This window comes from Thermococcus sp. GR6 (assembly GCF_012027415.1).
Classification (GTDB): domain Archaea; phylum Methanobacteriota_B; class Thermococci; order Thermococcales; family Thermococcaceae; genus Thermococcus; species Thermococcus onnurineus.
This window is the reverse complement of record NZ_SNUM01000001.1, coordinates 1,050,534-1,071,105: the sequence shown is the minus strand read 5'-3', so window position 1 is coordinate 1,071,105 and position 20,572 is coordinate 1,050,534. Positions and strand designations below refer to the sequence as shown.

Annotated in this window: 27 protein-coding genes; 14 read left to right on the top strand and 13 right to left on the bottom strand. The window is 53.1% G+C overall.

Going from position 1 to position 20,572, the window contains the following annotated elements:
• The first annotated feature begins 4 nt into the window (after window positions 1-4).
• From E3E32_RS06060 to E3E32_RS10070, 3 genes are all read left to right on the top strand, one after another.
• Window positions 5-328 (top strand): hypothetical protein, encoded by a 324-nt coding sequence (locus E3E32_RS06060; protein WP_167730801.1) that lies wholly within the window; start codon window positions 5-7, stop codon window positions 326-328.
• A 497-nt stretch (window positions 329-825) separates the two neighbouring features.
• Complete coding sequence (locus tag E3E32_RS06050) at window positions 826-1,509, top strand: DUF4152 family protein (protein WP_167731023.1); 684 nt, start codon at window positions 826-828, stop codon at window positions 1,507-1,509.
• A gap of 286 nt (window positions 1,510-1,795) precedes the next feature.
• On the top strand, window positions 1,796-1,948 hold the full coding sequence (locus E3E32_RS10070; protein ID WP_206205210.1) for a hypothetical protein: 153 nt from the start codon (window positions 1,796-1,798) through the stop codon (window positions 1,946-1,948).
• Here E3E32_RS10070 and iorA read toward each other — a convergent pair.
• Window positions 1,945-3,861 (bottom strand): indolepyruvate ferredoxin oxidoreductase subunit alpha, encoded by a 1,917-nt coding sequence (gene iorA / locus E3E32_RS06040; RefSeq protein WP_206205209.1) that lies wholly within the window; start codon window positions 3,859-3,861, stop codon window positions 1,945-1,947. The two genes, E3E32_RS10070 and iorA, sit on opposite strands and share 4 nt — an antisense overlap.
• Before the next feature lie 338 nt (window positions 3,862-4,199).
• Complete coding sequence (locus E3E32_RS06035; RefSeq protein ID WP_240910570.1) at window positions 4,200-4,463, bottom strand: hypothetical protein; 264 nt, start codon at window positions 4,461-4,463, stop codon at window positions 4,200-4,202.
• 81 nt (window positions 4,464-4,544) lie between these two features.
• Here E3E32_RS06035 and E3E32_RS06030 point away from each other — a divergent pair, with 81 nt between their 5' ends.
• Window positions 4,545-4,832 (top strand): hypothetical protein, encoded by a 288-nt coding sequence (locus E3E32_RS06030; RefSeq protein ID WP_167731020.1) that lies wholly within the window; start codon window positions 4,545-4,547, stop codon window positions 4,830-4,832.
• A gap of 9 nt (window positions 4,833-4,841) precedes the next feature.
• The gene (locus E3E32_RS06025; protein ID WP_167730799.1) at window positions 4,842-5,159 is read left to right on the top strand and encodes a nucleotide pyrophosphohydrolase; all 318 of its coding nucleotides are present in this window, start codon (window positions 4,842-4,844) and stop codon (window positions 5,157-5,159) included.
• Here the strand turns inward: E3E32_RS06025 and E3E32_RS06020 are convergent.
• Window positions 5,149-5,598, bottom strand: coding sequence for an HIT family protein (locus E3E32_RS06020; protein WP_167730798.1), 450 nt, complete (start codon window positions 5,596-5,598; stop codon window positions 5,149-5,151). The genes E3E32_RS06025 and E3E32_RS06020 overlap by 11 nt on opposite strands.
• 54 nt (window positions 5,599-5,652) lie before the next feature.
• Between E3E32_RS06020 and E3E32_RS06015 the strand changes: the two genes are divergently transcribed.
• The 9 genes from E3E32_RS06015 to E3E32_RS05975 all read left to right on the top strand — a co-directional run bounded on the left by E3E32_RS06015 (window position 5,653) and on the right by E3E32_RS05975 (window position 11,273).
• Window positions 5,653-5,889 (top strand): hypothetical protein, encoded by a 237-nt coding sequence (locus E3E32_RS06015; RefSeq protein WP_167730797.1) that lies wholly within the window; start codon window positions 5,653-5,655, stop codon window positions 5,887-5,889.
• 64 nt (window positions 5,890-5,953) lie between these two features.
• Complete coding sequence (psmA, locus tag E3E32_RS06010; RefSeq protein WP_167730796.1) at window positions 5,954-6,736, top strand: archaeal proteasome endopeptidase complex subunit alpha; 783 nt, start codon at window positions 5,954-5,956, stop codon at window positions 6,734-6,736.
• An 11-nt stretch (window positions 6,737-6,747) separates the two neighbouring features.
• Window positions 6,748-7,458: a ribosome assembly factor SBDS gene (locus E3E32_RS06005; RefSeq protein WP_167730795.1), complete on the top strand. Its 711-nt coding sequence runs from the start codon at window positions 6,748-6,750 to the stop codon at window positions 7,456-7,458.
• A complete protein-coding gene (rrp4, locus tag E3E32_RS06000) occupies window positions 7,455-8,225 on the top strand; it encodes an exosome complex RNA-binding protein Rrp4 (RefSeq protein WP_167730794.1) in 771 nt (256 codons plus the stop codon). The genes E3E32_RS06005 and rrp4 overlap by 4 nt, the downstream gene beginning before the upstream one ends.
• Window positions 8,222-8,971, top strand: a complete 750-nt coding sequence (rrp41, locus tag E3E32_RS05995; RefSeq protein ID WP_012570987.1) for an exosome complex exonuclease Rrp41 — start codon at window positions 8,222-8,224, stop codon at window positions 8,969-8,971. Before rrp4 ends, rrp41 begins: the two co-directional genes overlap by 4 nt.
• A 1-nt stretch (window position 8,972) precedes the next feature.
• Window positions 8,973-9,782 carry an exosome complex protein Rrp42 gene (gene rrp42 / locus E3E32_RS05990; RefSeq protein WP_167730793.1) on the top strand — a complete coding sequence of 270 codons (810 nt, stop codon included), beginning with the start codon at window positions 8,973-8,975 and terminating at the stop codon, window positions 9,780-9,782.
• Window positions 9,783-9,820: 38 nt separating this feature from the next.
• Complete coding sequence (locus E3E32_RS05985) at window positions 9,821-10,117, top strand: hypothetical protein (RefSeq protein ID WP_167730792.1); 297 nt, start codon at window positions 9,821-9,823, stop codon at window positions 10,115-10,117.
• Between the two features lie 52 nt (window positions 10,118-10,169).
• On the top strand, window positions 10,170-10,568 hold the full coding sequence (locus tag E3E32_RS05980) for a cell division protein SepF (RefSeq protein WP_012570990.1): 399 nt from the start codon (window positions 10,170-10,172) through the stop codon (window positions 10,566-10,568).
• A gap of 69 nt (window positions 10,569-10,637) precedes the next feature.
• Window positions 10,638-11,273, top strand: a complete 636-nt coding sequence (locus tag E3E32_RS05975) for a ZPR1 zinc finger domain-containing protein (protein WP_167730791.1) — start codon at window positions 10,638-10,640, stop codon at window positions 11,271-11,273.
• On the opposite strand, the gene E3E32_RS05970 is transcribed toward E3E32_RS05975, so the two are convergent.
• From E3E32_RS05970 to E3E32_RS05925, 10 genes are all read right to left on the bottom strand, one after another.
• Window positions 11,270-11,794: an ASCH domain-containing protein gene (locus E3E32_RS05970; protein ID WP_167730790.1), complete on the bottom strand. Its 525-nt coding sequence runs from the start codon at window positions 11,792-11,794 to the stop codon at window positions 11,270-11,272. The genes E3E32_RS05975 and E3E32_RS05970 overlap by 4 nt on opposite strands.
• 50 nt (window positions 11,795-11,844) lie before the next feature.
• Window positions 11,845-12,846, bottom strand: coding sequence for a homoserine dehydrogenase (locus E3E32_RS05965; protein ID WP_167730789.1), 1,002 nt, complete (start codon window positions 12,844-12,846; stop codon window positions 11,845-11,847).
• Between the two features lie 36 nt (window positions 12,847-12,882).
• Entirely contained in the window at window positions 12,883-13,725 is an 843-nt protein-coding gene (locus E3E32_RS05960) for a CBS domain-containing protein (RefSeq protein WP_167731019.1), read from the bottom strand.
• A gap of 82 nt (window positions 13,726-13,807) precedes the next feature.
• Window positions 13,808-14,935, bottom strand: coding sequence for a sodium ion-translocating decarboxylase subunit beta (locus tag E3E32_RS05955; protein WP_167730788.1), 1,128 nt, complete (start codon window positions 14,933-14,935; stop codon window positions 13,808-13,810).
• Window positions 14,936-14,941: 6 nt separating this feature from the next.
• Window positions 14,942-15,406, bottom strand: coding sequence for an acetyl-CoA carboxylase biotin carboxyl carrier protein subunit (locus E3E32_RS05950; RefSeq protein ID WP_167731018.1), 465 nt, complete (start codon window positions 15,404-15,406; stop codon window positions 14,942-14,944).
• A gap of 2 nt (window positions 15,407-15,408) precedes the next feature.
• Complete coding sequence (locus tag E3E32_RS05945; protein ID WP_167730787.1) at window positions 15,409-15,795, bottom strand: OadG family protein; 387 nt, start codon at window positions 15,793-15,795, stop codon at window positions 15,409-15,411.
• Between the two features lie 10 nt (window positions 15,796-15,805).
• A complete protein-coding gene (locus tag E3E32_RS05940) occupies window positions 15,806-17,374 on the bottom strand; it encodes a carboxyl transferase domain-containing protein (RefSeq protein ID WP_167711004.1) in 1,569 nt (522 codons plus the stop codon).
• Between the two features lie 149 nt (window positions 17,375-17,523).
• A complete protein-coding gene (locus E3E32_RS05935; protein WP_167731017.1) occupies window positions 17,524-17,955 on the bottom strand; it encodes a translation initiation factor IF-2 subunit beta in 432 nt (143 codons plus the stop codon).
• Window positions 17,956-18,023: 68 nt separating this feature from the next.
• On the bottom strand, window positions 18,024-20,075 hold the full coding sequence (mcm, locus tag E3E32_RS05930) for a minichromosome maintenance protein MCM (protein WP_167730786.1): 2,052 nt from the start codon (window positions 20,073-20,075) through the stop codon (window positions 18,024-18,026).
• Entirely contained in the window at window positions 20,057-20,569 is a 513-nt protein-coding gene (locus E3E32_RS05925; RefSeq protein WP_167730785.1) for a DNA replication complex GINS family protein, read from the bottom strand. Before E3E32_RS05925 ends, mcm begins: the two co-directional genes overlap by 19 nt.
• Window positions 20,570-20,572: the final 3 nt, after the last annotated feature.

The window sequence follows — 20,572 nt, the reverse complement described above, 5'->3', positions numbered from 1 at the left end:
AGAAATGGAAAAGGAGCTCATTGAGAAGATTTCAGCTTACGTGGGCCGTGCTGAGTATTACCTGTCCGAGAGACGCTTTGATATGGCCTACAGCTCCTATATGGATGCCCTCTACGCGATAGGCGCCTACTTTGTTTACCGCGACACGGGCATGCTCCTGCCCGCTGGAGAACTAATGGGAATGCTGGAGAGCAGGTATCCTGAGGTTCATGAAGTCATAAAGCGCTACTCCGGAATCACGAGCTTTGATGAAGAAACGGTAAGCGCTTTAAGGGAGGATGTGGAAAGGCTCAGAGGGATGATGACTTTGCCGAGTTCTGAGAAGTGATGAGGCTCAGTGGCTGACCCTCGACGAGAGAACCTTTTCCCTTTTTCCTTTGTGAATTCTGCAGTCTCTTATCGCACCTTCAAGAGTTTTTGCCAGCCCCGTGTTCGTGTAGAGCGTGACCATAATCACACCCCTCCGGATGGATGAAAAATAAGCTCCACGATGTAATCCAGCCTGTACACATCAATCCTTGAGGGGCACATTTTGATGAGAAAAGCATGGTTCTTTTTTCTCTCCACACCCGGTTACTCCAGCATCCCGTCCACATAGAATACACTCAAAAATAGGAGCGGTTTCTCTATTGGTGTTAGCGGGTAAGCTCTCCCATTGTAGAGGATTGCTTGCCCCTAGCCGTCCCAATGTAAATCGCATCGCACAGGGCGTCTATGTACGAACCCAAAGTTTCATAAACTACATCATCTGACCCATTCAACACTATCACCTAGATCTTGTAATATCAGGAGTATATTGGTAATTGGTGCTTAACGGTGGTTGCCATGAGGATAGTCGCTGCTGACACTGGGGGTGCACTTCTCACGGAGGAGTATGAACCCGTCGGACTTATCGCCACGGTCGCGGTTCTCGTTGAGAAGCCATACAGGACGGCAACGCTCAGCATAGTCAAGTACGCTGATCCCTTCAATTACGACATGAGCGGCAGACAGGCCGTGAAGGATGAGGCATTTCTTGCTGTAAAGCTGGCAAAGAAAGTCAAGCCCGACGTTATTCACCTCGACTCTACACTCGGTGGGATAGAGGTAAGAAAGCTCGACGATGTCACCATCGATGCACTGACGATAACCGAGAGAGGAAAGGCAGTATGGCACGAGCTGAGGAAGGACCTTCAGCCCCTCGCGAAGAAATTCTGGGAAGACACGGGCATAGAAATTCTCGCCGTCGGAAAGTCGAGTGTCCCGGTCAGGATAGCGGAGATTTTCTCAGGAATATACACCGCCAAGTGGGCCATTGACTACGCGAGAGAGAACGGCAGGGCCATGGTCGGCCTGCCGAGGTATATGAAAGTTGAACTACTCTCCGGGAAGATACGCGGTGAGAGTCTCGACCCGAGAGAAGGTGGTCTCTACGGAGAGATTGAAGCGGATACAGACGGTATTGGCTGGGAGCTCTACCCGAACCCGCTTGTGAGGAGGTTTATGGTTCTGGAGGTCTGGAAGGAGTAAAGCCTTACTCACTATAATTTTTAGGCAATTTTTTACGACCGAAAAGCTTAATAGATTCATGACCAATCCCCAACGGGTGAGAGCTTGGCCTATTGGATTGCTCCCGCTATGTACACAGCCTTGACACTCTCCCCACTGGTTTGGCCGTCTATTATGTCCAGTGGCTCTACTGGTTCATCCACGACCCGTTCTCGAGACCAGGAGGCTCTGACTACCTTGGACCGGAGAACTGGGGACACATAAGGAAAGCTGCATTTAAGCTGGCTCTCCCCCTGCTTGCGGTAATATGGGTCTTGCCAAGATTGACGAGCAGCCCGGAGCGTTCATCGGCTTTTTCCTAACGCTAATATACCTCTGGCTCTTCAACGCGATTGTTTCGGATGAAGTAGAAAAAGCGAGAAGAGAAAGAAAAAGTGGCTGGAAGTACGGGTGGTATTAGCTCTTTCCCAGCTCGCTCGGGAACTTTATCGCGTCGAACGGACAGAGCTGGTTGCAGACTCCACAGCCGGTACAGAGGAGCTCGTCGATTTTCACCTTGTTGGTATCTGGGTCGTAGACTAGAGCTGGACAGCCCGTCAGGAGTATGCACGCCTTGCAGCCGGTGCACTTCTCCTCGACGACGAGCGGTATCTCGCCGATCTCGCCGCGCCTTATGACCGGAATAACGCACTCCCGTCTGGCTATTATCACGGCCGGCCCTTCAACCTGCATCGCTTCCTTTATCGCTTCTCTCGTTGCCTTGAGGTCGTAGGGATCAACAGTCTTGACGTACTTGACGCCCAGAGCCTTGACGAGCGCCTCGATGTCAATCTCGTTGAACTTCCTGCCGGTTTCGCTTCCCCCCGTTCCTGGATGCGGCTGGTGGCCGGTCATTGCCGTTGTCCTGTTGTCGAGTATCATCACTAGAACGTCGAGGTTCTTGTAGACTGCATCGACCAGGGGCTGGATTCCATTGTGGAAGAAGGTAGAGTCTCCGATCGTCGCTATGATTTTCTTCTTCATTGCCACGCTCTGGCCGTTGGCGAGGCTTATGCTCGCGCCCATGACGAACTCGGTCCAGATAGCCTCAAGCGGCGGAAGAAGCGATAGAGCGTAGCAGCCTATGTCACCGTGTATGGGAACCGAATAGCGGCCGAGCTTAAGGTCTCTCAGGGCATCAAGGGCAGCCCTGTAGGAGCCTCTGTGCGGACAGCCGGGGCACATAACCGGAGGCCTCTTCGGGGCAAGACTCTCGGCGTAAGCGACCTCCTCGGGCTTGGTGTACTCTTCAGCTCCCCTGCCGAGGAGATTCAGCAGGGCGTTTCTGACCAGGCTCGGGTTCAATTCACCCTCAAGGGGCAGATGACCAGTTCTCTTGCCGTAGATTGGCACGTTCAGACTGGCCTCATAGGCTGCTATTTTAACCTCCTCCTCGAGGAAGGGAGCGCCGTCCTCAATGACTATTGCGAAGTCAACCGTTTTGAGGAAGTCAACAACCAGCTTCCTGGGGAGCGGGTGAGGCGTTGAGATCTTGAGAACTTTGAAGTCACCGTCGAGCTTGGGCAGAACCTCCCTCACGTAGTTGTAGGGTGCTCCTTCGACGATTATTCCAATCCTTCCCTCTCCCTCGACCCAGTTGAAGGGCATCGAGTTGAACTCCTCCTCGATCTTTCTCAGCGTTTCGTTAAGCCACTTATGCCTCTTCCTGTTGCCATCCATGCTTGCCCTTACATAGCGCTCTATGTCCTTCTTGAACTTCGGCTCGCGGTTGAGCTCAACGAACTCACCGACTTCAACGTCAGCCGTCGTGTGATTCACCCTTGTGGTCGTTCTGAAGATGACGGGAACCTTATAGCGCTCACTCAGCTCGTAGGCGTAGATGATTAAATCGTGGGCCTCTTGCGGGTCAGCGGGCTCAAGAACTGGGAGAAGCGAGAGCTTTCCATAATATCTGTCATCCTGCTCGGTCTGGCTGGTGTGCGGGCCGGGGTCATCCGCAACGAGGATTACAAGACCACCTTCAACACCGGAATAGGCGAGGCTCATAAGGGGATCGGCTGCAACGTTGAGACCAACACATTTCATCGTGACGAGTGCCCTCAGGCCGGTGTAGGCAACACCCGCCGCCTCTTCAAGGGCAACCTTTTCGTTGGGCGCCCACTCGGCGAAGACTTCTGGCTTGAGATGGGCAATTGTCTCGATGACCTCGGTTGAGGGAGTCCCTGGGTAACCAGTTGCGAAGACAACGCCCGACTCAAGGGCACCGTAGGCTATCGCCTCATTGCCCATGAGGAGCTTTTTCTCACGTTCCTTGACTTTGGACTTGACTAAATCAGAAGGATAAGCCTTAACCGTCTCCACGATGACCACCATAGGCTATCTGTGCCGAGGGTTAAAACTCTATGCTCAGAAAAGTCCCCGCAATAGTTGAAAAATTTTCGAAAAATTTAGATCTTTCGCTTGCCTTTTTGTCGTAGTACACCTCGTTGTGAGTTTTGAACTAGGTTCTCGTTATCATCTCTGAACGCCAGGGGACCACTATGAAAAGCTCATCAGGATGGAAACAATAATGAACACCGCCATACCGACGCATCTATCGAGGCTGAACATCACGACGAATGGTACCGAGATTATCCCGATGACGACGAGACCATGAGGGCCATCAGGAGCTTGTAACCTACCTCTCCATAAAAATCCCGGGGTTCATACCCTCACCTCTTGCGCCTGTCGTCATAGAAGTACTTTGCGTGCGCCTTGGCCTGGGCGTCAAGTACCCTTCTGCCGGCAGTGAATGCGTAGACAATCACGAAGAGTAGCAGCAGTCCCCCAGCAAAGAAGTCGAACAGTTTAAAGACTGCGTAGGCGTAGAGGCCGAGGGTTCCGAAGATCGCCAGCAGAACTAGACCGAAGATGCCGAACAGGATTTTGTACCCGTACCTCTCCATGAAGAGGTAGAAGTCCATAGGCCTCACCATAAACATTTCCTCAGCTATTGCGTAAAAACCTTTCGGGAGAAGCTTAAATATTCTGGCCGAGAAAGTCTCAACGTGATGGAAATGAAGATTGGAGAACTCATCCAACTGCTCGACGAAACGATAGCCAACGTTAAGATTGCCATAATAGCCAACCAGAACAGGGCCTTTGAGAGCCCGCACACGAGCTATGAGTTCACCCAGCGCGCTTTAGAGCTTCAGGAGGATCTTGATGACCTAATGAAGGCCAGAGAATACCTAAGCAAATTCGACCCGGAGGATGAGGCGGAGAACCACTTCTCCGAGGAAGAGCTCAGGGAGTTCCTAAAGATGCTTGAGTTGCTGAGAAACACCGATGCCCACATCTACTGAGGTGGTTTCATGGACTTCGGAGAGCTGGAGAGAAAGGTTGTGGCCTTCCGTGATGCACGAGGCTGGGCGAAGTATCACACGCCCAAAAACCTCGCCATCTCGGCAGCGGTTGAGCTCGGCGAACTTTTGGAGCACTTCCAGTGGGGGACCGACGAGGAGATTCTTGAACTCGCCGAGAACCCAACCAAAAGGGAAGCGATAGCCGACGAGATTGCGGATGTCATAATCTACCTTACACTCCTCGCCCACGAGCTTGGAATAGACCTCGACGAGGCAGTCAAAAGAAAGCTGAGGAAGAACGAAGAGAAGTATCCTGTTAAAGCTTGAACGCTTTCCTCAGACCCTCCATCTCCTCCCTATTCAGTCTGTTCTTCTCCCACCGCTCTCTTAAGTTTAAGTTCTCATCTTCCAGATCGAGGACCGCCTTTCTGACGCCGCCACGCGGGTGCCTGCAGTCGCCCTCCCATCTTGGAATCACGTGCATGTGAAGGTGGGGAACCGTCTGTCCTGCTGCCTTCCCAAGGTTCATCCCGATGTTGAATGCATCAGGCTTGAGCGCCTTCTTCAGCCCTTCCATCGCAAGGTCTATACCGTTGACCAGTGCGGTCTTTTCTTCTTCCGTCAGTTCTTCCCAGCGCTCAACGTGCCTCTTTGGAACGACAAGGAGGTGGCCTCTGCTCGCTGGATATGAGTCGATAAGTATCCTGATCAGCTCGTCTTCATAGAGGATGACTTCAGCGCTTGGATTGCAGAACGGACAGTTCATGCTCAACACCAAAGGCTTAAAACTGCTTTGCAATAAAAACCCCTCGGTGGTGAGATGGAGGAAACTATGGAAATCCTAAAGAGAACGTACCAGAGGTTTTTGGCCTTAGGATTGGTCATGATGCTAGTCGCTTTCGCGCTCATGATATTCCAGCCCCTTGGCAGGAGCGCCTCCCTTGTCCTGGCGGTTGTGATATTCCTCTTCGCTTTCCTGCCGCTGGAGATGGCAAAGAGAACCGCCAGAAAGATGGCCCTGTTGGCGTTTGGAGGAAAAATAGAAAAGCTTAATTAGGCCGTCCGAGAATTATCCCAAAGAGAGTAGGAGATATCGCGATAATCCATAGGGGTGATGTAAAATGGCGTTTGTGCCACCACAGGCAGGTTATGATAGGGCTATTACGGTTTTCAGCCCTGATGGAAGGCTTTTCCAGGTGAACTACGCGAGGGAGGCAGTGAAGCGTGGTGCTACCGCTGTAGGGGTTAAGTGGAAGGAAGGAGTTGTTCTCGCCGTCGAGAAGAGGATAACCAGCAAGCTCATCGAGCCGAGCAGCTACGAGAAGATATTCCAGATAGACGACCACATAGCTGCTGCTCCAAGCGGTATAATTGCCGATGCCCGTGTTCTCGTTGACAGGGCCCGCCTGGAAGCCCAGGTGTATCGTCTAACCTACGGAGAACCCGTTCCACTCACCGTTCTGGTGAAGAAGATCTGTGACCTCAAGCAGGCCCACACCCAGTACGGCGGTGTGAGGCCCTTTGGTGCGGCCCTGCTCATGGCAGGTGTCAACGATAAGCCCGAGCTCTACGAAACCGACCCGAGTGGAGCGTACTTTGAGTGGAGAGCAGTGGCGATAGGCAGCGGCAGGAACACTGCCATGGCAATCTTCGAAGAACACTATAGCGACGACCTTGACATGGAGGGCGCGATAAAGCTGGCTATCCTCGCCCTGGCAAAGACCCTCGAGGAGCCGAACCCGGAGAGCATAGAGGTGGCGTACATAACCATGAAGGACAAGCGCTGGAAGAAAATGGACAAAGAAGAGGTCGCTAAGTATCTCGGCGAGATCCTCGAGGAGATCAAGGAGGAGGAAGTCGAGGAGAAGGAAGAGGATTATTCAGAGCTCGACAGCAACTACTGAGGTGACGGGCGATGCCGATAAGCGTCGATAAGGCAGTCATCGCCCGTCTTAAGACCCATGGCGAGACCTTTGAGATACTAGTTGACCCTTATCTAGCCAGAGACTTCAAGGAGGGCAAGGACGTCCCGATAGAGGAGATTCTTGCCGCCCCCTACGTTTTTAAGGACGCCCACAAGGGCGATAAAGCTAGCGAGCACGAGATGGAGAAGATATTCGGCACAAGTGACCCCTACGAGGTCGCTAAGATAATCCTTCGCAAGGGAGACGTCCAGCTTACCGCCGAGCAGAGGAGGCAGATGCTCGAGGAGAAGAGGCGCTATATTGCCACAATCATTCACAGGCATGCGGTTGATCCAAGAACTGGCTACCCTCATCCGGTTGACAGAATCCTCAGGGCGATGGAGGAGGCAGGTGTCCACGTTGACCTCTTCAAGGATGCTGAGGCTCAGCTTCCAGGCATCATTAAGGCGATAAGGCCCATACTGCCGCTCAAGATGGAGATGAAGGTCATCGCAGTTAAGATACCCGGTGACTACGTGGGCAGGGCCTACGGTGAGGTCAGGAAGTTTGGCAACATAAAGCGCGAGGAGTGGGCCAGCGACGGCTCGTGGATGTTCATCATCGAGATACCCGGCGGTGTCGAGGAGGAGTTTTATGAGAAGCTTAACGCCCTCACGAAGGGCAATGCGATAACTAAACTGATAGAGAGGAAGGGACTATGAGGCGGATTTTTGTAAAAAATCGGGAACTGGTTGTCCCTGGGACTTTACTCGCCCAGGGGCCTTTTAAGAGTGGAAGAGGTACCTTCAGGGAAGGGAACAGAATTTACTCGACAGTTGTAGGACTCGTAGAGATCAGGGGAGACGCTATAAGGGTTATCCCCCTTGAGGGTCCCTACATACCAGAGGTCGGCGATAACGTCATAGGAAAGATAGTGGACGTCAAGTTCTCCAACTGGACGGTTGACATCGGCGCGCCTTATCAGGCGAATCTGCGCATTCAGGACGCTGTTGAGGAACGCATTGACATCCTAAAGACGGACTTGAGGAAGATATTCGACATAGGCGACATAATCTATGCCAAGATAAAGGCCTACAACGAGATCAACCAGATAGACCTAACCACCAAGGGAATGCCATTCAAGGGCGGGCCGCTCAGGGGAGGTCAGATAGTAAAGATAACGCCCTCCAAAGTGCCCAGACTCATAGGAAAGGGCGGTTCGATGATAAACCTAATCAAGAAGCTAACCGGCACGAGGATAATCGTTGGCCAGAATGGCTGGGTCTGGGTCAGCGGAAAGAAGGAGGAGCTTGAGAAACTCGCTATCGAAGCTATTCTCAAAGTTGACAGGGAGAGTCACACACAGGGACTCACAGACAGGGTAAAGGAGCTCCTTATGAGCAGGCTCCAGGAGCTCAAGGAGCAGGGAGTTATTGAGGAGATACCCCAGATTGAAGAGCCAACCGCTGGAGAGGGTGAAGGAGAATGATGGGCAAGCCAGAGGATTTAAAGCTCATAGATGAGAACGGAAGAAGAATAGACGGCAGAAAGAAGTATGAACTCAGACCGATTAAGATGGAGGTCGGCGTGCTGAAGAACGCCGACGGTTCTGCCTACGTTGAGTGGGGTAAGAACAAGATTTTGGCTGCCGTCTACGGTCCGAGGGAGATTCATCCCAAGCACCTCCAGAGGCCTGACAGGGCAATCCTCCGCGTCCGCTACAACATGGCACCTTTCAGTGTGGAGGAGAGGAAGAAACCCGGTCCTGACAGGAGGAGCGTCGAGATAAGTAAGGTCATCAGGGGCGCGCTTGAGCCGGCCCTGATACTCGAGATGTTCCCGAGGACCGCTATAGACATATTCATTGAGGTTCTCCAGGCTGACGCTGGAACGAGGGTTGCAGGAATTACCGCCGCTTCGCTCGCCCTGGCAGATGCCGGAATACCCATGAGGGACCTTGTAGCTGCATGCGCTGCCGGAAAGATAGAGGGCGAAATTGTTCTCGACCTCAATAAAGAGGAAGACAACTACGGCGAGGCGGACGTTCCAGTTGCCATAATGCCTCTCAAGAACGACATTACACTCCTCCAGATGGACGGTTACCTCACAAGAGACGAGTTCATAGAGGCTGTGAGGCTCGCCATAAAGGGTGCAAAGGCCGTCTACCAGAAGCAGCGCGAGGCGCTGAAGGAGAAGTATCTCAAAATAGCAGAGGAGGTCGGTGGAGGTGAGTGAGATGGAAGTTATGGCCAGCATAATGCGCGACCACATCCTCGCTCTCCTCAAAGAGGGCAAGCGCGTTGACGGTCGCTCGCTGGAGGACTACCGCGATCTGGAGATCAAGATCAACGTCATCGAGAAGGCCGAGGGCTCAGCGTGGGTAAAGCTCGGAAACACCCAGGTTCTAGTTGGAATCAAGATTGACATGGGTGAGCCGTTCCCTGACCTTCCAGAGAAGGGAGTAATAACCACCAACGTCGAGCTCGTCCCACTCGCTTCACCGAGCTTCGAGCCTGGACCACCGGACGAGAGGGCCATCGAGCTTGCGCGTGTTGTTGACAGGGGTATAAGGGAGAGCGGAGCGGTTGAGCTGGAGAAGCTCGTCATAGTTCCCGGCAAGCTCGTCCGCGTCGTCTTCATTGATGTGCACGTCCTTGACCACGACGGTAACCTGCTCGACGCCAGCGGAATAGGCGCTATCGCCGCGCTCATGAGCGCCAAGATGCCGAAGGTGGTCTACGACGAGGAGAGCGGCGAGGTGCAGATACTCGACGAGTACGAGCCCCTGCCAGTGAGCAAGATGCCGATTCCGGTTACAATAGCCAAGATCGGCGGAAACCTGCTCGTTGACCCTAACCTCGACGAGGAGCGCGTCATGGACGGCAGGATAACCATCACCACCGACGAGAACGGCATGATATCATCCGTCCAGAAGAGTGAGGGCGGAAGCTTTAAGCTCGAAGAGGTCATGTACGCCATAGACCTTGCCCTCAAGAAAGCTGCAGAGATAAGGGAGAAGGTTCTCGAGGCCGTTGGGGCCGAGTGAACCTCTACTTTTTGTTTTCATACTCTCCGGTGGTGTTTGTGGAGGGGTCCCTTTTGGTTAACGGCATAGCGGTCGTCGTGTTTCTACTCTTCATTATCCAGTTCTTCAGGCTCGCCCTCAGGGGTGGCTCGAAAAAGGAACTCTTCCTCACGCTCGCCCTCTGGGCACTCGGCATGGCCGTGTGGCTGGTCTACAACGCCTTCTTTAACTGGGGGTGGGACGTTTACACCTACGTCCCTCTGGTCTTTGCTCTCGCCACATTCCTCCTGAGCGTTTTTGGTCTCCTCAGGTTGCGGAAGGAAGAAGGGCCTCCTAAATTTCAGAAAGAGATATAAACACCAATGCCCAAATTAATCCAGCCTTACGATTAACTGGGGGGAACAGGTTATGGGATTGTTTGATAGCCTCAAAAAGAAGGACGAAAAGATCAAGAGGAAGCCACCCACTGCTATTAAGAAGGAGGTTGCTGCTCCAAGGCGTGACATTGATGTCGTACCCCTTGAGGAGGATGTTCTTGCTAAGGAGCTAGTCAAGCCCCAGGTCAGGTACCTCAAGAAGATCGTCGTCACCAGCTACGCCGACCTCGAGAGGATTTCAGAGGAGCTCCAGAACGGCAACATCGTTTTAGTCGACCTCACCCCGCTCGAGGTCAAGCCGGAGGTTCTTGAGAAGGTCGCGGAGCAAATAAAGGGCATGGTGAGTGCCCTCGGCGGCCAGGCCGCTAAAATCTGCAAGCACGAAATAAAGCTGATTTTAACCCCTGTGGACATAAAGATAGCCAAGTGACGGGGTTTTCTTTTTCCCATACCATGATTTTATAAAGGGCTTAGGGGTTCTATTCTTCGGTGGTGTGAGATGAGTGAGAGAGAGGGAGAGATTCAGGAGATTCGCCTCGGTGACTGTCCTATCTGCGGCGGCAAAGGCACGCTCAAGGCTCTGCAGTACGTTCACGAGATACCTTACTTCGGCAAGGTCATGGAGTCCACGATAATCTGCGAGCGCTGCGGCTATAGAAACGCCGACGTCATGATACTCGAAGACAGGCCGCCGAAGCTCTACACGATGAAGGTGGAGGAGGAGAAGGATCTCTTCACGCGCGTCGTCAGGAGCAAGAGCGGAACCATAGAGCTCGACGAGATAGGAGTTAAGATAGAGCCCGGCCCGGCCGCGGAAGGCTTTGTCAGCAACGTCGAGGGAGTGCTTGAAAGGGTCAGGGAGACTCTCCTCATGGCCAGGGACTTCAGGAAGCAGGAGGGCGACGAGGAAGCCGTCAAGAGGGTTGATGAAATACTCCAGTACATCGAGGACGTCAGAGAGGGCAAAAAGCCGCTCACGGTTAAAATCATGGATCCCCTCGGCAACAGTGCACTGATAGGCGAGAAGGTCAGGAGCAGGCTCTTAACTCAGGAAGAAATCAAGAGCCTCAGTCTTGGGCCATACGTCATCGTTGATCCAGAGAAGGAGACGAGAGAAAAGGAGGACTCTGATTAAAGATAGACTGCCTCCCTCGCGAGGAGGTCTTCTATCAAAGCCCTTACCCAGGGCTTCCTTGTTTTTCTCGACAGGTGAATTATGCCCTCCACGTGGATTCCGTAGCGCTCCTTCATCTCCTCCCTGTTCATCGGCTCCTTGAAAAGGAAGGGTCTTTCTATGGTGAAGGCGTAGCCGTAGTCCCTGATGTACTGTCCAAGCCATTTCTTCCCGTTCTCGCCGTGAACGAGGGTTAAACCGCTCGTATCTTTCGTCATCTCCCAGAGCGTCTCAAGATCAGCCTTAATGACTTCTCCAACCTCGAAGCCACCGGCGATGGTTCCCCTCTTGGTCAGCGTCTGCTCCTCGTGAAGGCCGAGCCTCCTTAGCGTGTCCCTCAGCTCGTAGGGGTTTCCGCGCGCTATGTAGAGGAAAACGATGTCCCCCTCGCCAAAAGCCCTGCTCTTCCTCAGCTCCACCGTCTTTAGGCCTCTGAATATCAGCTCGCCGTAGACCTGGTGGAGCGCTATCACGTGCTCCATGGGCTCACCGGAGTTAGGCTTCCGGTAGGACTAAAAAAGGTTTGGGTGGTTCAGCGCATCATCAGCGCCGCCGTAACGATATCACTCACCACTCCGCTGGCGGTTTCCTTCAGCCCCGCGCCAGCACCCTTAATCACAAGCTCGCCGAGGAGGTCAGTTTTTATCACTGCCGCGTTTTCGTGGCTTTCAACTGCGAGTGGACTGTTCTTCGGGATTTCTTTAGGCTCCACAACGACCCTCCCCTCTTCAACCGTGGCGACGAGCCTTATTGTCTTGCCCTTCGCTTTTGCCCTCTCAATCTCTCCGGGCGTTACCTCGACGATGCCCTTAACACTCGCCATATCAAACGTTATAGGCTCGAAGGCGAGGCAGTGGAGGATGGTCGCTTTATAGCCGGCGTCGATGCCCAATATATCGCCGCTCGGGTCGCGCTCCGCTATGCCCAACTTTTGGGCCTTCTTCAAAGCATCATCAAAGTCCAACCCCTTCTCCATCTCGCTCAGGATGAAGGTTGTTGTGGCGTTGAGGACGGCTTCAATTCTCTCCACGGTGTCCCCTCTCAGCCCGTGGCGGAGGAGCGTTATTATCGGGGTTCCTGCCATCACAGTCGCCTCGAAGAGATAGGGAAGGCTCCTTTTATCGGCCTCTTCCATCAGTTCCGCGTAGTGGAAAGCCAGCGGTGGCTTGTTGCTCGTAACGACAGCCTTTCCGTCCCTCAAAGCAGTTAGATGCCACTCGTAGGCGTTCTTGTCGTTCGTCACGTCGATAACGATGTCTGCGTCTATCTCCTGAACTGCCTCCTTTGGTGTGAAGTTGTAAACCTCGTAGTCGTTAGTCCATGCCGAGAGCTTTCCGAAGGTTTCCTTCACGGTGAGCGCTTCCCTCAGGTCGATGCCCTCCGGGAGCCACACCGTTCCGCTCGTGTCGGCTATGCTAACCACCTTAAAGCTCAGGCTGTATCGCTCTTTGAAGAAGGTCTCTTTTTCGAGAAGAACCCTCGCTACGGCCCTACCGACGTTTCCGAAGCCGAAAAGAGAGAGCTTTACCTCCATAGAAACACCCGCTAAAATGTTGGGAAAAAGAAGAGTTCACTTGTTTAGGATGACCTTTATGATATCCATGTCCCTGACGATGCCGACAAGCTCGCCTTCACCTCTTATGACGGGCAGCTGCTCGATGTGGTACTGGACCATCTTCTGGGCGACCTCGTAGACACTCATGTGTGGTGTGGCTATGATAACTTCGGGATTCATTATATCCTCGACTGGCTTCTCCGGGAGCTGCAGCTCGGCCTTCTCGAAGAGCAGAGTTGGGTGGCTCTCGAGTATCCAGTCCTCCTCGCTGGAGGCAGCCAGGGCTGTGCTCTTCATAACCCTTACAACTTCGCTGTCTTTGAGGAGGTCAGTCTCGTCGACCATTCCGACGAGGTTGCCGCCGTCGTCTATGACAGGGATAGCCATCGCGTTGCAGAGGAGAAGGGCCTTCAAAGCGGCCTTGAGCGGCGTTCCACGCCAGACAACGCCGACGTTCTTCTGGTAGTATTTCTCTATCGTAACGCTCCTCAGCTTCTCGTTCTTGGACAGGTAGCGCCTCACGATGTCCCCTACTGTCAGTATGCCCAGAACATGGTCATCGTCATCAACTACCACTACGCGCCTGTAGTCACTCTCCAGCATAGCTCTGACAGCCTTCTTAAGGTCATCATTGGGTTTCACTGTGGGAACATCCCTTTTGACGAGCATTGCCAGTTGCTCCTCATCAGGATGGAGCATAACACGCTTGATACTTATTATTCCAACGAGCTTGCCTTCTCTGTTTGCTACGGGGAATGACCTTACTTTGTGTTTCCTGAAGAGGTCAAGGGCATACTCCCTCGTGGCCGGGAGCTTTATGACCACTGGATCGGGGGTCATCAAAGTCTTTACACGCATTTTCTTCACCACCGCTTTAGGTTAAAGCGTCCTTCTCCTATTTAAGGTTTTCATTAGGCTCATCAAAAATTTGAAGAAAAGGTCAGCCTAGAACTGAGAGAAGAACTCCGGCGACGACGGCAGTTCCTATAACTCCAGCGACGTTCGGACCCATTGCGTGCATGAGTATGAAGTTCCCTGGGTCTTCCTCACTCGCCAAGCGCTGGACAACCCTGGCGCTCATTGGAACTGCCGAAACTCCAGCCGCTCCAATCATCGGGTTTATCTTGCCGCCGCTAAGCTTCATCATAATCTTCCCGAGGAGCACTCCTCCAGCGGTTGCAGAGGCGAAGGCGACGACACCAAGGCCAAGTATCATAAGGGTCTTCGCCGTAAGGAAAGTCTCAGCCCTCATCGTTGAGCCGACGCCAAGCCCGAGGAAGATGGTGACGATGTTCATTAGCTCCTCCTGGGCAGCTTTGCTCAGCCTCTCAACGACGCCGCTCTCCCTGAAGAGGTTGCCTATCATGAGCATTCCAATGAGCGGCCCGGCGCTTGGAACGAGGAGGCTGATGACGATAGCAGTGATTATGGGGAACATTATCTTCTCCCTCTTGGAGACAGGTCTGAGCTGCTCCATTCTGATTTTCCTTTCCTCTTTACTGGTCATGGCCTTGATGATAGGCGGCTGGATAAGCGGGACGAGGCTCATGTAAGAGTAAGCCGCCACGGCGGTCGCTCCGAGAAGGTGTGGAGCCAGCTTGGTGGTGAGGTATATGGTCGTCGGTCCGTCGGCACCGCCGATGATACCTATCGAAGCCGCCTCAGGCAGGGTGAAGCCGAGCAGCACCGCGCTCAGCATAGCAACGAAGACACCTATCTGAGCGGCAGCGCCGAGCAGAGCCGTCTTGGGGTCTGCTATCATCGGCCCGAAGTCGGTCATCGCTCCTAGTCCAAAGAATATCAGCAGTGGCACTATCTCTGTGCTTATGAGGTAGTGGTGGATAAGATAGAACAGTCCATGTGGTTCGTCGGTTATGCCTGTGAGCGGCAGGTTGACGATGACGGCACTTATGCCTATCGGGAGGAGGAGCAGGGGCTCCATCTCATATCTGATGGCGAGATAGACGAGTATCAGACCGACGAGTATCATTATTACGTTGCCAATAGTTAGATGGAGAAGTCCCATGCTCTCGACGAATTCGATTATTGCCTGCTCCAGTCCGGCCATTCTCCATCACCCGAGTTCGATTAGTGGTTGTCCGGTGTCGACGGTTTGGCCTTCTTTGATGAGGATTTTCTTTATTATTCCGTCTTTTGGTGCTGGGATTTCGTTTTCCATTTTCATTGCCTCGAGGATGAGTAGTCCTTGACCAGTTTTGACTTGATCGCCTTCTTTAACGAGTATTCTAAGGATTTTACCCGGCATTGGCGCAGTCACAACCCCCTCACCTGCTGGCGCTGGCGCCGGAGTCGGAGCAGCAGGCGCTGAAACCGGAACGGGGGCACTCGGAACAGCAGGAGCGCTGACGCTGGCTGGGGTAGCTGTCGGCTCGCTTATTGCGCTCAGGTCTATTCCGAGCCCCTTTGCCTCGACCTCGTAGCTCTTGTCCTCGAAGGAGACTTTAAAACGGCCCATTCCAAGCTCTTTAACCTCAACCTCGTATTCAACACCGTCAACGATGACCTTAACCTTTGCCATCTTCACCACTTCCCTATCTCGTAATTGAAGTCCTCAACATCTTCCATAGTTGTCTGGATGCCGTAGAGGCGCCATGAGTCAGAAACCTTCCTCTTGAAGGGTAAGGGCCTCAGCTGGGCTGTCTTCTCGGCAGTATATGCTAAAATAGCCGCGGTAATAACTGCCAGGTCCCTCGGGGGTATCTCCGGCTTCGCTTCCTCAACTTTTGGTACTTCTTCGACCTTCGTCGGGATAGGGACTTTTCCTGAAGTTTCTCTATCTATGAGCCTCCTCTCGAGCCAGCCGACGAAGTAGAGGACTAGAGCTAAAATGGTGAGGACGGCAAAGACCACCGTCACTCCGAGGGCGGTTATGTTGAGGCCCTCCACGAACTCGGCCATGGTTACCATGTCTCACACCTCACAGCGGTATGTTGCCGTGCTTCTTCGGCGGGAGCTTGACGCGCTTGCTCTCCATGGCCTCGAGGGCGAGGATTATCTTTGCCCTCGTCTCGGCAGGGTCTATGACATCGTCGATGTATCCCCTCGCGGCAGCGACGTACGGGTTGGCAAACCTGTCCCTGTACTCCTGTATCTTCTGCTGCCTGACCTCCTCAGGGTTCTCTGCCGCTGCAATCTCCTTCCTGAAGATGATATTGGCCGCTCCCTCCGGACCCATAACGGCTATCTCCGCGGTCGGCCAGGCGAAGACGAAGTCTGCACCGAGGTGCTTGCTTCCCATTGCGAGGTAAGCGCCACCGTAGGCCTTCCTGAGAATGACGGTCACCATCGGGACGGTGGCCTCGGAGTAGGCGTAAAGGACCTTGGCTCCGTGCCTGATGATTCCACCATACTCCTGCTGGGTGCCCGGCAGGTAGCCGGGGACGTCGACAAGCGTGACGATGGGTATGTTGAAGGCGTCGCAGGTTCTCACAAAGCGTGCTATCTTGTCGGAGCTGTCTATGTCAAGAACGCCTGCGAAGTAGTTGGGGTTGTTGGCAACTATACCAACCGTCTGGCCGTTCATCCTTCCGAAGCCGACGACGGCGTTTGGGGCGAAGTAGGGCAGAATCTCCAGGAAGTCCGGATTGCCGTTCTCATCCCTGTCAACTATCTCGTAGATGACCTGTCTGACGTCGTAGCCCTTGTTCGGGTCGTCCGGAACTATGGAGTACAGGCTCTCGGTCTTCCTGAATGGCAAATCGCTTGTCTTAACACGCGGCGGCTTCTCCATGTTGTTTGACGGCAGGTAGCTCATGAGACGCCTTATCAACGCTAGAACTTCTTCGTCGCTCTTTCCTATGAGATGGGCCTGTCCGCTCTTTTGGGCGTGAACCATGGCTCCACCGAGCTGAACAGGCGTAACCTCGACGCCCGTGACAGCTTTAACGACCTGCGGGCCGGTGATGAACATGAAGCTCGACGGGTTGTCCACCATGAGGATGAAGTCTCCTATCGCCGGACTGTAAACCGCTCCTCCGGCACAGGGACCCATAATTGCGGTGATCTGAGGCACAACACCACTGAGAATTGTGTTCATCTTGAAGATCTCACCGTAGCCCTTGAGGGAGTCCACACCCTCCTGAATCCTTGCACCGCCGGAATCGTTGAGGCCTATTACAGGTGCTCCCGCTTCAAGTGCGAGCTCCATTATGCGCTTTATCTTAGCAGCGTGCATCTCGCCGAGGGAACCTCCCATGACGGTGAAGTCCTGGGCATAGACGAAGACAAGCCTTCCATCGATGGTTCCATAGCCGGTGATGACACCATCCGCGGGCAGTTCCTTCTTGTCGAGACCGAACTCTGTTCCTCTGTGCTTGACGAACATGCCGATCTCGACGAAGCTTCCCGGGTCGAGGAGCTTCTCGATCCTCTCGCGCGCTGTGAGCTTGCCTTTAGCGTGCTGCTTTTCGACGGCCTTTTCGCCGCCCATTTCAAGAATCTTTTTTCTCCGTTCGTACAGCTCGTTAACCTTTTCCTCCATGCTCATGAGAACTCCCCCTAACAGCTGAGAGTGTCTGGTGGTTGTAGTTTGTAAAGTTTAAAAGGGTTTTTACTCCACTGCCCGTTGAGGAGTTGATAAAATGCTTAGATGTTGAAAGCAGCAAAAGGAGTAAAGTAGAAAAAGGTAGAACGGATTCAGAGGTGTGCAATCGGAGTTTCTGCACCACAGGCCTCGCACTTGAGGAAGTGGAAGCGTCCTCTCTTGATGATCTTGGTATCTGGTGAGCCGCAGACCGGGCAGATAACGTAGTCCTTGAGGTACTTCTTCATTTTGTTGGCTATCAGGTAGGGTGTGAAGCGTCCCTGGAGGACAACTCTTCTTCCCTCGAGTGTTCCGGCCGTTGCCACCTCTCTCAAGATGAACTTGAGAAGATGGTTCGGGTCGCGGTTCATGGCCTCGGCTATGTCCATGAAGTTCTCGATTATAGTCCTGTTTCCGGCTATCGTGACTATGGCGGCGGGAACCTCAAACCTCGAGATGTGATGCTTAACGTTCTCTGGAAGCTCCTCGTAAGCCTTATCGAGTAAGCCTTCGAAATCGTAAAAATCAACCTTCTTCTCGCTCACTTTCCTCACCTCCACTTAAGGTATGCAGAGCCGTTTATAACCTTTTGGCGTGGGGAAGATAGAGAAAATCAGAGCACCCTGTAGAAGCCGGCCCTCGGCTCGTATATCCTCGCGTCCCTCTTGAGGTCGTTGATGAGCTTCTTTACTTCGTTCTCCGTTCCAATTCCAGCCTGCTTCGCCGCTTCTACTACCTTGTCCTCCGGTGCGCCGAACTCACCCTCACTCTCAAGGCTCTTGATGATGTCTATGAGCTTGTCAATCTTGTTTATCTTCTTGGAACTCTTGCCGACCTCGAGGATCGAAACGTCCAGTGTCCCCTCCTCGTCGGTCGCTATCTTTCTTATCATCTCCTCGATTATCTGTATCGCCGCTCTGGCGTCTTCCCTCGTCACGGTCTCGCTCAGGCGCATTCTCGCATGGGCCTCGCTGAGACGTATGAGTGCCTCCAGCTGCCTCGCAGTAATTGGAATCGGCTGCACTCCCTCGTCCTCACCGCTCTTTCTGAAGCCCTTCCTCATACGGACGTAGTAGCGCTTTATCTCGTCCATCGCCTCTTTGCTCAAAACCGGGTGGATGTTCTTCCTCGCGTAGGCTATATACTTCTTGAGCAGGTCGTAGGGTATCTTGGGCGTTACCGCCTCGGCCTCTCCCCTCCTGACCTTAAGTATGTGCTCGGCTATAGATGCGTCTATCTTCTCGTCCGGCTCGTCCAGCAGGAGGAATATAAGGTCGAAACGGCTCAGCAGAGTCGGCGGGAGGTCGAGCTGCTCCGGAAGGGACTTGTGGCGGTTAAATCTGCCATACTTCGGATTGGCGGCGGCTATAACCGTTGTTCTGGAGTTAAGTGTCGCTGTGATGCCCGCTTTTGAAATGCTGATTGTCTGCTGCTCGAGTGCCTCATGTATAGCGCTCCTGTCACGGTCGCTCATCTTGTCGAACTCGTCAATTAGGGCAAATCCGCCATCGGCGAGAACCAGAACACCAGCCTCCAGAACCCACGAACCTGTAAATTCGTCGCGGACGGCTGCGGCCGTCAAACCGGCGGCAGAGCTGCTTTTTCCACTCGTATAAATCGCTCTCGGTGCCAAATTGGCAACATAGCGGAGAATTTGTGATTTGGCCACACCAGGATCTCCGACCAGCAGAACGTGGCTCTCTCCTCTCAGCTTAGTTCCGTCAGGGAGAACCCGCTGCACGCCACCGAAGAGTGCCAAAGCTATGCCCTTCTTCACGGTCTTGTGTCCCCAGATTGCCGGGGCTATCGAATCGACAATAGCATCAACGATGTCCTTTCTCTTTGCCAGTTCCCTTATCTTCTGCTCGTCTTCAGGAGTAATCTCAAGCTCCTCTATCTCCTTACTGAGCTGCTCGATGTGGTTGACCTCGAGAACCTTCTTGAATATCGGCCGCTTATCCTTCTGCTCGAGAATTACGCGAAGTATTCCTGTGACGAGAACCCTGTCGCCTGGCAGGGCGGTATCAACGAGGTCATCTAGGAGGATTGCGTCAATAAACCTCGGCATCTGGCCACCCTTGAGGCTCTCGGGCCTGTCCTGAAGGCGGAAGCTCTGGAAGTTGATGAACCTGCTCTTCTCGACGTCGAGCTCAACGTTTCTTGACCCACAGGCGTCACACTTGCTCGGCTTGACTATGTTGTCGTAGGGCCTTTGCAGTCTTACCATTTCGTTGCCGCAGTCCTTACAGACGAAGACGGCCTTCTCAACGAATGGCTTGACCTCGCTCACGCGCGTGATAATTCCATCAACCTGTATGAGCCTGTTTATGTGCTCGCTGCCGAGTTCTTTAACGAGGAGCGTCCTTGGGAGGTTTGTGAATCTTGCATGGATTTTGAGCTCTTTCTTTTTGAGAATCGGGGGTTCGCGAAGGATTATTTGGATTGCATCTTCAGCAGCTAAAATTGCCTCCTCAGGATTTTCGATCAGTTCGGCTGCGAGTTCAGGATCAATAGAATTCAGATGAGCCCAGTCTATCGTAAGTGAGCGTTTTGGGGTGATGGTGAGCAGGTCAATCAGTTTGTTTATGTAAACCTCCTTTCCGCTGTTATCAACGTAATTGCGCAGAAAATTCGCGAATCTTTCAATCATCTCTTCCCTGTCCATTTAGCATCACCCAGCCACTCATTGCGTATCTTTGAAAGCTGTAGGTATATCCTCTTTTCTTCAGGCGCCAAACGGGAGAGAACCTCCAGACTTCCTGGACGTCTCATGACTGTTTCGAGGATCTTGTTAAATCTTATTGTTTTTAGGTACTTCAATTTTTTCTTCAAATTAGCCAGCTGGGACAGTTTGACGTTGATAGTTTCGACGCTTTCATTAACGTCTATCTTCGCGTAGTTTTCGAGGTAGTATATGTAGAACTCCGCCCTCTCGTAGAGGCCGGCCGGAAGGGGCATGAGGGGCTCGTTCTCCCTCTCCTCGGCTATTGCCCTATCTATCTCGCCTATAACCTTGTCGGTCTCATCAACAACCTCAACTACCCTTGCTTCCCACAGCTCCTTCGCTTTCCAGTCCTCGATGAGCACTATATCGCCGGCGTTCCAGTCTCCGAAGGGGCGGAGGATTTTAACGGCTATTATTGCCCTCCCTGTGAACATGAC